The 12,362-nt window shown below is 74.3% G+C and carries 8 protein-coding genes and 1 pseudogene; 3 read left to right on the forward strand and 6 right to left on the reverse strand.

What is annotated here, in order from left to right:
• Positions 1–100: 100 nt before the first annotated feature.
• The gene (locus IH50_RS0121775) at positions 101–2,161 is read right to left on the reverse strand and encodes an AfsR/SARP family transcriptional regulator (protein ID WP_030864779.1); all 2,061 of its coding nucleotides are present in this window, start codon (positions 2,159–2,161) and stop codon (positions 101–103) included.
• Positions 2,162–2,315: 154 nt separating this feature from the next.
• On the opposite strand from IH50_RS0121775, the gene IH50_RS0121780 reads away from it, so the two are divergent.
• Positions 2,316–3,197, forward strand: a complete 882-nt coding sequence (locus tag IH50_RS0121780; protein WP_030864787.1) for an alpha/beta fold hydrolase — start codon at positions 2,316–2,318, stop codon at positions 3,195–3,197.
• 107 nt (positions 3,198–3,304) lie between these two features.
• On the opposite strand, the gene IH50_RS0121785 is transcribed toward IH50_RS0121780, so the two are convergent.
• From IH50_RS0121785 to IH50_RS0121800, 4 genes are all read right to left on the reverse strand, one after another.
• Positions 3,305–3,928 (reverse strand): histidine phosphatase family protein, encoded by a 624-nt coding sequence (locus tag IH50_RS0121785; RefSeq protein ID WP_030864789.1) that lies wholly within the window; start codon positions 3,926–3,928, stop codon positions 3,305–3,307.
• A gap of 152 nt (positions 3,929–4,080) precedes the next feature.
• Positions 4,081–6,672, reverse strand: a complete 2,592-nt coding sequence (locus tag IH50_RS0121790) for an MXAN_6230/SCO0854 family RING domain-containing protein (protein WP_030864793.1) — start codon at positions 6,670–6,672, stop codon at positions 4,081–4,083.
• A gap of 218 nt (positions 6,673–6,890) precedes the next feature.
• Complete coding sequence (locus tag IH50_RS0121795; protein WP_030864796.1) at positions 6,891–8,423, reverse strand: LPXTG cell wall anchor domain-containing protein; 1,533 nt, start codon at positions 8,421–8,423, stop codon at positions 6,891–6,893.
• A 332-nt stretch (positions 8,424–8,755) separates the two neighbouring features.
• Complete coding sequence (locus IH50_RS0121800) at positions 8,756–10,000, reverse strand: MFS transporter (RefSeq protein ID WP_030864800.1); 1,245 nt, start codon at positions 9,998–10,000, stop codon at positions 8,756–8,758.
• Positions 10,001–10,133: 133 nt separating this feature from the next.
• Between IH50_RS0121800 and IH50_RS0121805 the strand changes: the two genes are divergently transcribed.
• Positions 10,134–11,069 (forward strand): LysR family transcriptional regulator, encoded by a 936-nt coding sequence (locus IH50_RS0121805; RefSeq protein WP_030864802.1) that lies wholly within the window; start codon positions 10,134–10,136, stop codon positions 11,067–11,069.
• 45 nt (positions 11,070–11,114) lie between these two features.
• Here IH50_RS0121805 and IH50_RS40005 read toward each other — a convergent pair.
• Positions 11,115–11,249, reverse strand: a pseudogene (locus IH50_RS40005) (LysE family translocator); the annotation flags it as partial.
• A 115-nt stretch (positions 11,250–11,364) separates the two neighbouring features.
• On the opposite strand from IH50_RS40005, the gene IH50_RS0121815 reads away from it, so the two are divergent.
• On the forward strand, positions 11,365–11,898 hold the full coding sequence (locus tag IH50_RS0121815; RefSeq protein ID WP_030864805.1) for a hypothetical protein: 534 nt from the start codon (positions 11,365–11,367) through the stop codon (positions 11,896–11,898).
• Positions 11,899–12,362: the final 464 nt, after the last annotated feature.

Raw genomic sequence — 12,362 nt, forward strand, 5'->3', positions numbered from 1 at the left:
GCCCGGTCTGTGGCGGCCGTCCCTCCGGCGCGTCCGGGCGCGGTCGTTCCGTGCCGGTGCCCGGGGCGTTCCGCTGTCCTGCCTGTCGTGGCCGCCGCTCCTACGCGCCGTCGTCCGCCGGCCCCGTGCAGGACGGGTCCCGCCCGCCGAGGGCCGCGTCGGCGGCCCGCAGATGGCGGGCGACCGGGCCGAAGGAGACCAGGCCGCTGCCGCCGCCGGCCGACTCGCCGTCGGCGGCGGCGAGTTCGTCACGGGCGCGGCGCAGGACCTCCTGGTGTCCCACGGCCGCGGCGGTACGGGCCAGTACGCACCAGAGCGCCTCCTGGAGGTGGTCGTGGGGTGGCCGGGGAACCGTAGCGAGTGCCTGCCGGGCTTGCTCGGTGGCGCCGGAGGCCGCCTGCAGCAGGGGGACGAGCCACGGCCGGTAGGGGCCGGCGTCGAGGCCGGCGAAGTCGTCGGGGTCGGGCAGGGCGCCGTCCCGCATCGACGGGACGAGCGCGACGAGGACGGCCGCTCCCCGGGTGAGTCCGGGCATGCCGTGGCCCGCGGTCTCCGTGAGGAGCTTCGCGTACCGGGGGCGGGCCGCCGGCCATCCGTCGGTCTCGCAGGTGCGCAGGGCCCGGTACCAGGAGGTGAAGACCGCGGCGAGGGGCCGTTCGTCGCGGTGCGCCAGCCGGTCGACCTCCTCGGCCTCCGCGTCCGCCGCCGCGAGGTCGCCGAGACCGGCGAGGGCCTGGACGCGGACGAGGCGGCCCAGGACCTCGTGGCCGGGCAGGTGGTGGTCGACGGCCAGCCGGGTCAGTTCGGCGCCGAGGGCGTCCCGGCGGGCGGCCGATCCGCAGGTGGTGAAGGACTGCATGAAGGCGCCGTTGAGGGCGAACGCGAGCACCGCGGGGTCACCGAGGCGGCGGGCGAGACGGACGGCCTCCTCGGCGGCGCGTTCGGCGCGCAGCCGCCACGGTTCGGCGGCGGCCCCGGCGGCCGCCCGGGGAAGCGGCGCGTCCGCGGCGGCGTCGCCGCGTGACTCGACGGCGACGACCGACAGCAGCCGGGCCCGCAGCGCGGGCGGTCCGCCGGGGCCGAGCCGGGCGGCGGCGCGGGCGGCGGCCCGGACGTGCCCGCCGGCGTCGGCGGGGTCGTCGGCCCGGGTCCAGACCGCCGGGACGTCGTAGGAACCGATGATCCTCGCGGCCAGCTCCGTGTCCCCGGTCGTCTCGGCCGCGGCGACCAGCTCACGCCGGTGCTCGCGCGCCTCGCGCAGGCCGTCGGCGCCGGTCACCGCGAGGTCGCGCAGCAGGCCGGCGGTGGCGTACAGCCGGGCCCTGGACCGGGCGGGCACCGAGCGGTCCCACGCGGCGGCCGTACGGTCCCAGACGCCGTCCACCGCCCCGGCCGGCTCGGTCGCGGAGCCGGTGGTGCCGCTGAGTATGCGGGCTTCGGCGCGTACCAGAGCGGCTCCGGTGTCCGGTCCGTACGCGCTGCTGAGGGCCTGGCGGGCGTGGAGCAGGGTCTCCAGGGCCTCGCCGCGGCGGCCGGACCGGTCCAGGGCGGTCGCCAGCAGCACCCACCCGTCCTCCCGCGCCGGGTGCGCGGTGACGTGGGCCCGCAGATCGACGACGGCGTTCCGGGCGGCGCCGGTGGCCAGGAGGGCGTCGGCACGGCGCTCGACCGCGTCGAGGCGGAGTGCCTCCAGCCGGGCCTGTTCGGCGGCGGCCCACGCGGCGGCGGGGAAGTCGGCCAGGACCGGCCCGCGCCACTGGGCGAGCGCCCGGTCCCACAGGGCGACCGCCGCGTGCGGTGGCGCCTCGGCGGCCCGCGCGGCCGCGTCCTCGAACCTCCAGGCGTCCACCGCCTCGCGTCCGGCGCGCAGCACGTATCCGGGGCCGTCGGTGACCAGCAGCCGTGACGGCTGCCGGGGAGGGCGCCCGGGTTCCAGGGCGCGGCGCAGCGCCGCGACGAAGGTGCGGAGTGCGCCGATCGCGCCGGCCGGGGGTCCGTCCTCCCACAGGTCGGCCACGAGCCGGCCGGCCGGGACCACCCGGTTGCGGGCGATCAGCAACCGCCCGAGCACCTCCCGGTGGCGGGGCGCGCCGAGCGGCAGGGGCGCACCATCGGGGTCCCAGGCGGCGACCGGCCCCAGCAGTCCGAACTCCACACCCACGGCACGGTCCCTTCGAGCGCGGCGCCGTCCCCGGGGGTGCCGCGTGTCCACTCATCGATCGCTGATCCGGGGCCCGCAGCCTGGGTGACGTCCCCGGACGACCCGGGCCGCCGGGCCCGGAACGTCCACTCTGCCACGAGCCGCAGGAGGCGCCGTGACCCACCCGAGCATCCCCGGATTCACCGAGCACCGCGTACCGGTCGGCGACGGCCTCGCGCTGAACGCCGCCGTCGGCGGCAGCGGTGCCCCGGTCGTGCTGCTGCACGGTTTTCCGCAGACCCATCTGATGTGGCGGCACGTCGCCGCCGATCTCGCCGCCGACCACACCGTCATCTGCCCGGACCTGCGCGGCTACGGCGCCAGCGACAAGCCCGCCGAAAGCGGCCCGGACGTCTACTCCAAGCGCACCATGGCCCGGGACGTGGTCCGTCTCGCCGCCCGTCTGGGACACGACCGCTTCGTTCTGGCCGGCCACGACCGCGGCGCCCTCGTCGCCTTCCGCGCCGCGATGGACCATCCGGGCACCGTGTCCCGGGCGCTCTTCCTCGACGTCCTGCCGACCCTCGACATGTGGCACGCCCTGCACGGCGTGTCCGGCGCGGTCGGCTTCCACCTGTATCTGATGGCCCAGGCCCCGGGCCTGCCGGAACAGATGATCGAGGCGTCCGCCGACGCTTTCTTCGGCCACTTCCTCGACGCCTGGACCGAGGCCCCGGAGGCGATCCCCGCCGATGTCCGCGCCCACTACCTCGCGGCGTCCGCGGCGGCCGTGCCCTCCATCGTCGCCGACTACCGCGCCTCGGCCGGCGTGGACGTGGACCACGACACCGCCGACCGGGAGGCGGCCGGCCGGCTGGCCATGCCGGTCACCGTCCTCCAGCGGGACTGGGGCGCGGCGCTCGGCTACCACGCCCAGGGGCTGTGGAGCGCCTGGGCCGGGGACCTGCGGCACCGTACGGTCTCCTGCGGCCACTTCATGGCCGAGGAGGATCCCGTGCTGGTCGCCGGTGAGATCCGGGCCCTCCACGACCGCTGACGGCCACCGCCCCGTTCTCCTCCCCGGGCGGCGTACCCGGCTCGCGTCGTCGCGCCATGACCGGGCCGACGGCGTGCTCCACGGCAGCTTGGGCAGGCGGAACCCCTTCAGATGTGCGACTCGGCGGGAAAGCCCGTCCAGCGCAGCTCGGTGGGCAGATGCCGCATGTCGTTGGAGAGGAGGACAGAGGCAGGTCGGCCGGGTGCGTAGCGGATGACCGTGAGTGCCGCGTTGCAGTGGTTGAGGCCGAGCCACCGCCACTTCGGCGCGTGCATGGCGTCCCGGACGAGCCAGGCGACCAGGAAGTTGTGGGTGACGACCAGTTCGTGCCGGTCCTCTTCACCGTCCGCCGGCCCGGTGAACAGTTCCAGCGCCCGGCGGGCCAGCTCGGGTCCGCGATTGCGCTCCTCGTCGTCGGCACCGGCGAGGAAGCGGAGATGGAAGTCCGCCGAATCGGCCGGGAGTTCGGCCCTTTCCGGGATGTAGGGCACGTAGTCGCCGGCGGCTTCCGAGACGCGCAGGGGGACGCTCTTCAGGTGGTCGCCGATCAGGCGTGCGGTCTGTTCCGCCCGCGGCAGGGGGCCGTGGTGAACAGCGGTGAAGGGGACGTCCCTCAGGCGCCGGCCGAGCAGGGTGGCCTGCCGTCGGCCGGCCTCCGTCAGACCGCTCTCGTCCGGTGACGCCTCGCCGTGCCGGGCGATATAGAGGTAACGGGTGGCGGTGCCGGTCATCTCGAACTCCTCCGGGACTGCTGGTGATCCTGTGCGGCGACGGACGCCGTCCCTCCGGGCGCTGGTTCCCTTCACGCTTCGAGGAGACGGGCCCCGGGAGCACATCGCCGTCGGCGGGCCACCCGGTCGTGCGTCCCGGGCTCGGCGCCGGTTCACCCGAGTTCGGCGACCAGGTCGCCGGCCGTCACGCGGGCCAGGGTCTCCGAGGCGTCTCCGGGGCCGGGGAACAGCCGGTAGAGGGTGCCCGATGCCCGCGCCGGCCCGACGCCGCCGTGGACCGTCGCCAGGAACACCCGCTTGCCGGAGGCGAGTTCGGCCGCCGCCGTGTCGGGGTCGGGGTGCCGGTGCTGTTCCTCGCTGGCCTCCGTCGAGGACACCCTGGTGGCGAACGCGGCCGTGTCCTCGTCCGGACGCCGCCGGTACCTCAGCAGTGCGGGCTCCGGTTCCCGGGAGATCACGGCCACCTCGGCGGAGCGCGCCGCCGCCCGCCAGACCGCGAGGTCCCACAGGGTGGTCCGGATGCCGGAGCCGAACTGCTCCCACAGGTCCCGGGCCACCGTGGCCAGCGCGCCACCGCCGTGCGAGCCGATGCTCTGGAAACCGCCCGTCGACGGCAGATGGGTGTCCGTCCACAGCGCCCGGCGACGGCCCAGGTCCACGATCATCGGCAGGCACACCTGCGAGTCGCCCGCCAGGTCGAAGCGCTGACGGACCGTGCGCGGATCGTAGGAGGCGTCCCGCGGGCCGTGTGCGGGCAGCGCCATGAAGCCCGCGAAGGCGTCCGGCAGCTCCTCGAACGGCACGTTGTTGTAGCTGAAGACCAGCGGGACGGCGTAGACGTCCCCCTGCTCCGCCAGCCGCTCCAGGTCCAGGTCCACGTACTCGGTGGCGCCCCGCGGCGCGGGGGCGGACGTGAGGTCGCCGGAGTGGACCGCGGCGTCCGCGCCGTACACCAGGCCGGTGTAGTCGCACAGTCCGGTGAACCGCCACTCGGCGTCGAAGAACGCGACGGAGAGGTCCAGGTCCGTACGGTTGCCCTGGGGTTCGGTCCAGTGCAGGAACAGCCGCAGCACCGTGCCCTCGGGCAGGTTCTGCGTGCTGCCCCGGGGGACCGCCACCAGGGTCTTCGCGGTGGACCGCTCGGTGAACGGCACGGTGAGGTCGGCCAGGCCCGCGTCCAGCACCGACAGCTCGTACGGCTCTCCGGCGGCGAACCGGCGCAGCACCTCCGCCCGCAGCAGCGTGACCGTCTCCGTCACCAGCCCGGAGGGCAGTGGAGTCCGCCGCTCCGGAACGGTCAGGGCGCGGGTGACCTCCCCGCGCGGGAAGAACACGCGGCGGCGGCCGGTGCGGTCCTCGGTGCGCGTCCGCAGCGCTCCGAGCGCCGACAGCAGCGGGCCGGGGCCCACCTTCGGCAGCCCGCGCAGAAGGGCTTTCCCGAGTTCGGGTTCGAGGGTGTCGGCGGTGTGCAGGCGGAGCAGCAGGTCCAGACGGCGGACCAGTTCGCCGGGGCGCTCCCCTGCGAGGGCCGCGGCCCTGCCCGCGTCGCCCTCGGCCACCGCCTGTTCCAGTCGCCCGGCCCAGGTGGCCGGGCGGATCCGGGTGCCGTCCACGCGGACGGCGTCCGGGTACGCGGCGGCCGTCCTCAGCAGGGCCGCGCCGAACGCGGTACCGGGATCCACCGGGGTGCCGCGCAGGACCGCGAAGACGAGGGCGGCGCGCGGATGCCGGGCGTGCCGCTCGAAGGGGTGCAGGACCTCCGCGGCCCGCTTCCACTCCGTGGGATGCCGCAGCACGTCCTCCACGAGGTACGGCGTCGGCAGGCCGTCGAGGACCGAGAGCAGTGCGCGGCGCAGCGGGCGCGGCGGGCTCGTGAACCGCGACGGCGTCACCAGTCCCGCGTCACCGCCGGAGAGCACGGCGAGCAGCCGCAGTACGTCGGTGGCGGTGGTGAGCCGCTCGGCCAGCAGTTTTCGCGGTGGCGGGCCGTCCGGTGCCTCGCGCAGCAGCGCGCCCAGCACCATCGCCTTGGTCTCCCGGACCGGGATGTCCTCGGGCAGCAGGCCCTGGCCGGCCGGGGTGAGGGGCAGCAGCGTCAGCAGGTCGTCGCGGTCCTGCGGGGAGAGCGGGGTGCGGCGGGCCAGCAGGGCGTCGACCACGGCGGTGGCGTCGGCGGCCCGGTCCGTGCCCAGGCGCAGCAGCCGCAGTGGGCCGGGCGCCGGTGCCTTGGCGGCACCGACGGCGCGGACCGGCCGCAGGAAGGGGTCGTCGGCGTCGATACGGCGGTGACACACCGGGCAGCCCGCGTAGTCGGATCCGTCCCAGCACAGCCGGCACACCAGGTGCGCGCAGGGCGAGACGGGGAACACCGTGCGCGCCTCGCCGCACAGCACGCAGGGCTGTTCCCGCTGTTGCAGCAGGTAGGCGAAGACCCGGTCCACGTACAGCGCCTCGGTGTCCCGCGGCACGGTGTGCGGGAACCGGCGGAAGAGCGGGACGTGGGTGCGGTCGGAACCGAGCAGGTCGTCGGTCAGTCCGACCAGGCGGGTGTGCGCGGCCGCCAGCTCCTCGGAGGGCAGCGAGTCGAGCGCCGCGTGCAGTCGGAGGGAGAGGACGTGGCCGCGGCCGAGCAGTTCGGCCTCGAGCCGGCGCAGTGCCGGTCCTGTTCCGCCGCCGGACGCGGACGTCCCGTCCACGTACACGGTCTGGATACGGCGCAGCAGTACGGACTCGGCGGCGAGCAACAGGGGGACCCTCCACGACGGCCGGGACAGGGGAACGGGGGCGGAGAGTGGGCGCGCTGGGTCTTTTCGAGAGAGTGAGAAGGATGCACGTCAGGGAGCCGCCCCCGTCGCACCCGATCCCATCACACCCGTGCGCGGTCGCCAAACGAATAAACGGCCCCCTCGGTGTGGGCGTCCGGCGACCGTGCACCGCTTCCCGTACCGGTCCCTCGGCGGTGTCAGGGGGAGCGCCGGCGCCGCCGGCCGACGAGGACGACGGTGCCCAGCAACAGGGCTCCGGCGCCTGCCGTGGCGACGAGTGCCATGTGGGTCGTGCCCGTGGCGGGGAGCATGCCGTCGGACGGTGCCGTCGTGGTCGGAGCGGTCCGCGCGTCGAAGGCGAAGCTGACACTGTCGTTGGAGGCGTCCGGGTCGTGCAGGGGGACGCCGGCCGGGCCGGGGCGTACGGTCGCCGTGCCCTTGGCGCCGTCGTAGTCCTCGGTCAGTTTCACCCGCAGGATGAACAGTTGACTCTTTCCGGGGGTGAGGGCGAACGGCACGGGACATACATAACGCCGGTGACCGGCCTCGAACGGTGCCGTCTCGGTGTCGCCGACCCGGAGCAGGCATGCGCCGTAAGGCCTGTCCTCTCCCTCCTCGTAGATGTTGCGGGACCCGACCACGCCCTTGGGCAGGGCGATGTCGACCATGACGACGGGCTTCTGGTCGACCACGTACACGGAGGCCGGTCCGTGGTTCACGGCCTTGATGTCCAGGGACAACAGGTCCTGGTCGACCTCGACGGTGGCCCCGAAATCCGCGAAGTTGTCGGCCGCGACGGTGAACCGGCCCTCGGGGCCCTTCTCGAACGCGCCTTCCGCCCCGGACGCCGGCACCAGGCGGAGTGCGGGTCCGGTGCCCTGGAGCCTGCCGCTGCCGGCGGTGGGGTCCTGGCCCGGCTCCAGCAGGCCGGCCGAGTAGTCGACCACGTCGGTCAGGACCCGCTCGCCGACCTCGGCGGTGAGGGGGCTGCTCAGCTCCATGGTGGCCCCCGCGGCCACGGGGGCGGTGACGACGCAGGTGACGGTCGTCCGGCCGGCCGGTTCGGGATCGAACTCCTCGTCGTAGGTGCAGTTGGAGAACTTGTGGTCGAAGAGCAGACCGCCCTCCGATGCCCAGCGCAGCCGGATGCGCCGGTCCGTGGCCAGATCACCGGTGTTGCGGAGCCGGAGCGGGACGTCGATCCGGGATCCGATGGCGGCGTGCGTCGTGTCCGGCACCTTGCCGACCACCAGGTTCGGGACGCCGACGACCACCTTCGCCGTCGCGGTGGCACCGGTCCCGTGCTTGGCGGTGACGGTGTACGTGATCGTGCCGGTGTCGCCGAGTGTCGCGCCCGTGGCCACGCGCAGGGTGAAGTCGACCGAGCGGTTTCGCGTGGATTCCTTGTCGACGCAGGTGAGAACCTGCCCGTCGGCCTCGCACCTCGGGTCGTCGGCCGAGACGCTCGCGATGCCCGCCAGATCACGCGCGTCGATGACGAGCGTCTCGTCGGTGGGGACGGGAACCTGCGCCCCGCCGTCCCAGAACCCCCAGCTCACGTGGACCGGCTGTGCCGCCGGTCCCACGTTGATCTGCTTGTCGGCACTGATCGACGCGTACGCCTGCGTCGGCAGAGGGGACGGATCGGCGGCGACAGCGGCCGCACCGGGTGCCAGGGCGAGCGTCACGGCGGTCAGCGCTGTCCCGAACACTGTGCGTGTGGACTTCATGCGTGTTCGATGCACGAGGTGCCTCGAAGGTTGCCCGCGGACGCGTCTGTTTCCGTGGGCGTCTGCGGGGGTGCGCAGGCCGGCAGGTGGTCGGTGCCGTTGTGGCCGGGCCCGGAGGTGTGGTCCGGGCCGAGGACGTGCCCGGCCTGGTGACGCATGAGGGTGGGACCGCTCGGCATCGCCGGAAGCACGGGGGCCGGCAGCCCTCCGGTACCGGTCGCGCCGCTTCGGGACCATCGCCGGTCGTGGCGGACGCTGTCGCGGTCACGCCGGGACAGGCCACTTCTCGGACGGGCGGCGCGCCCCGACCACGGAAGGGTCATGGCGGACCGTCAGGCCCGGTTCCGTACCGGCTTCGGCCCGGAGGGAAGGGCTTCCTCACGTCGGCGCAGCAGCAGCGGGGTCGCCAGCAGGAACACGCCGGCCAGTCCGATGGCCGTGCGCGGACCGAGCAGGCTGCCCAGCACGCCCCACAGGGCCGTCAGGAGTGCGGTCGTGGCCTTGGTCGTCACCGCCCAGGCGGTCAGTGTGCGGGTGACCCGGCCGGTCGCGACGCGCTGGAGGCGGTAGGTGGCGTGGACGGGGTTGAAGACCCCGCAGCAGAGGATGAGCCCGAACTCAACGCCGATCACCAGCAGCAGTCCGCCGGTGCCCGGTCCCAGGAAGGCCAGGCCGATGGGCCAGACGGCACGCAGCGACCCGGCCGCGACCAGGACCTGGTGCTGCCCGAAGCGGGTGACGAGCGGCCGGGCCAGCCGCGATCCGAGCAGCCCGCCGATCGAGGGCGCGGCGAAGGCGAGGCCGTACTGCCACGGTGCGAACCCCAGCTGTCCGAGCATCTGGACGGCCAGCAGCGGCTGGGCGGCCATCACCAGGCCGTTGAACAGGGTGGTGTTGAAGAACAGGGGACGCAGGGCCGTGTCGGAGAGGATGTACCGCCAGCCGTCGAGCAGGTCCCCGGCGCACACACGTGCGGCCTTCCGGCGCTCGGGCCGCGGCTCGTGTCCGCCCGTCGCGCGGATGCCCAGAGCCGAGAGCAGGTGGCTGACCGCGTCGGCCACCACCGTCGTCACCGGACCGAGCAGCCCGATCGCCGCGCCGCCCAGCGGCGGTCCGAGGATCGTGACCGACCAGGCCGTGGACTCCAGGCGGGAGTGGGCGACGAGCAGGTCCTCGGCCGGCAGCAGGTTCTTCAGGTAGGCGCCCGAGGCGGCGCGGAAGGTGATGTCGGCCGCCGCGACGACGACCGAGACCAGCAGGAGCTGAAGGAAGGTGAGCGCGCCGAGCGCGAACGCGGCGGGGACCGTCAGCAGCGCCGCGAACCGCATCAGGTCCGTCGCGATCAGCACCTGCCGCTTGCGGCGGAACTCCACCCACGGGCCGAGCGGAACGGCCACGGCCGCACCCACCGCGGCCCCCGCGGAGGACAGCGCGGCGACCTCGGCCGGCCCGGCGTGCAGCACCTGGACGGCGATCAGCGGGAACGCGCCGAAGGCGAGCCATGTGCCGAGCGCGCTGGTCCCGTACGCCGCCCAGAACCATCCGAACCGCCGCTCCAGCCGGTGTCCGCTCCTCATGCCCGATCCCCCTCGCCCTTCACCCGCACAACCGGTCCGCGATCGGGAGTATCCAAGCGAGGGCGGTGGCCTGGGATCAAACAACCGGAGGATCGCGGGTCACAACCAGTGGTTGTGACACTAGGGTGGCGGCATGGACCTCGACGCCGTACGGACCTTCGTCACCGCCGCGGACGCGGGGCGGTTCCAGGAGGCCGCCGCCGAGCTGGCGGTCACCCAACAGGCCGTGTCCAAGCGCATCGCCGCGCTGGAACGCGACCTCGGCGTGCGGCTGTTCATCCGCACCACCCGCGGCGCCCGGCTCAGCATCGACGGGCAGGCGTTCCTGCCCCACGCACGCGAACTGCTGCGCGTCGCCGAGCGCGCGCGGGCGTCCGTGCGCCCCGGCCACCGTCCGCTGCGCGTCGACGTGATCGCCTCACGCAGCGCGCCGTCGGGCCTGATGCGCGCCTTCCACCGGGCCCGTCCCGAGATCGACCTCGACGTGGTGTGGCTGTTCGACATCGAGACGGCCGTCGCCGCCCTCCGGTCCGGAACGATCGACGCGTCCTTCCGTGCCGTCGCCATGCCCGGCCGGCCCCTTCCCGAGGACATCGAGTCGGTCCGGGTGCTCGACGAGCCGCTCCAGCTCCTCACCGGTCCCGCCCACGCGCTGGCGGGCGCCCGGTCGGTGACCGTCGCGCAGCTCGTCGGGCACCGGATCTGGATGCCCGGCATCGTCCCCGGGACCGAATGGGCCGCCTACTACGACGACCTCGTCGCCGAGTTCGGCCTCACCATCGAAGCCACCGGCCCCAACTTCGGCTCCGACGCGCTCCTCGACACCGTCGCCGACACCCCGGCTCTCGCCACCTTCATGAGCGAGGGGACCCGCCTCGTCTGGCCCGCCGGCCACGGCCTGCGCCGCATCCCGGTCACCGATCCGACCCCCGTCTACCCGCACTCGCTCCTGTGGCACCGCGACAACCCCCACCCCGCGCTGGCCGTGCTCCGCGCCCATCTCGCCGCCACGTCGGCGGGTCACGACACCGCCGGGACCTGGACACCCGGCTGGGTGACAGCGCGCTGAACGCGGGCGCGGTCTGTGGGATGAGCGGCTGTTGCGGTGTTCCGCTCAGGGCCGGAAGGTGGCGGCCTTGACCCCGAACCCGATCAGGACGACGTCTGTGACGCGGTCCATGGCGCGTCGTACGGCGGGCTCCTCGAAGAAGGTACGGGCCTCGGCCGGCACCAGCACATAGCCGCCGAGCCTGACGAACATGGGTTCGGTTCCGTACGCGGGATCACCGGCGGTTTCCGGGGGACGGCCTCGTGGAACGATCACGCCGCATTCCGTGTCCCCGGCGAAGGCGTAGGCGATGGCGATGCGTCACCGTGCTCACCGTTTCCACCGGCCGGCCACCCCGCGGCCGGCGCCATCTCGGCGGCCGTCGGAGACGACGCTGTTCAGCGGCGTCTACGGGCTGGTCCTGGCCAGTGCGCTGGCGGCCGCGCTCGATTCTCCCGGCGAGGCGGACGCCCCCGGCTCCGACGCGCTGTGGGTCCTGCTCACCGCCCTCGCCTCCGCGGCCGCCCACGGCTACGCCCATGTCGTCGCGCACCGGTTGTCGGCGGACGGCGGCGGTGCCCGGGCCGGGCTGCGCGCCATGCTCGCCGAGTGGCCCGTCGTCGTGGCGGCTGTCCCCACCGTCGCGCTGCTGCTGACCGCGGTGCCCTCCTGGTGGACGGAGACCCGGGCGGTGAACACCGCCCTGGTGCTCAACACCCTGCTGCTCGCCGGCTGGGGCGCGTGGACGGCCCGCGGCGCGGGCCGTGGCTGGGCGGCCTCGCTCCGGGCCGGGATCGCCGACATGCTGATCGGCCTGGTGATCATCGTGGCGAACGCCCTGATCAAGTGACGGACGCCCTCACCGTCGCCCTCGCCCTGCCCGGCCCCGTCCAGGGGATCCCGGCACACCGGACGACCTCCGGCGAAAACCGGCACCAGGGTCATGTGGGGCCCGACGGCCGTGTCGGACCGTAAGGCATGGCCTTCGCACCGGCCGCGGCCCGCATGACGCCACGACGTCCTTCGACGGACGTCGTGGCGGTCTCATCCGGTGGGCGGCGGCGCACCGGCGGTACTCCCGTTCAGGACTGCGGTCGCTTCCCGTGGTTCGCCGCGTGGTTGCGGCGCGACTTCTTCTTGCGGCGCCTCTTCGAGGACATACGCGTCTCCCTGGTGACATACAGCCGTGAGACCACGTCTCACCCGGCGGTTCCCGGACCGGCGAACGGCGACGGCCCGCCAGGCAAGTGTTCCTCGCGGCACCGGGCACCGCCACTCGCACGCCGGCGGGGACCGCCCTCGTCGACACGGTTG

Origin of the sequence: Streptomyces sp. NRRL S-37 (assembly GCF_000721605.1) — a bacterium.
Taxonomy (GTDB): domain Bacteria; phylum Actinomycetota; class Actinomycetes; order Streptomycetales; family Streptomycetaceae; genus Streptomyces.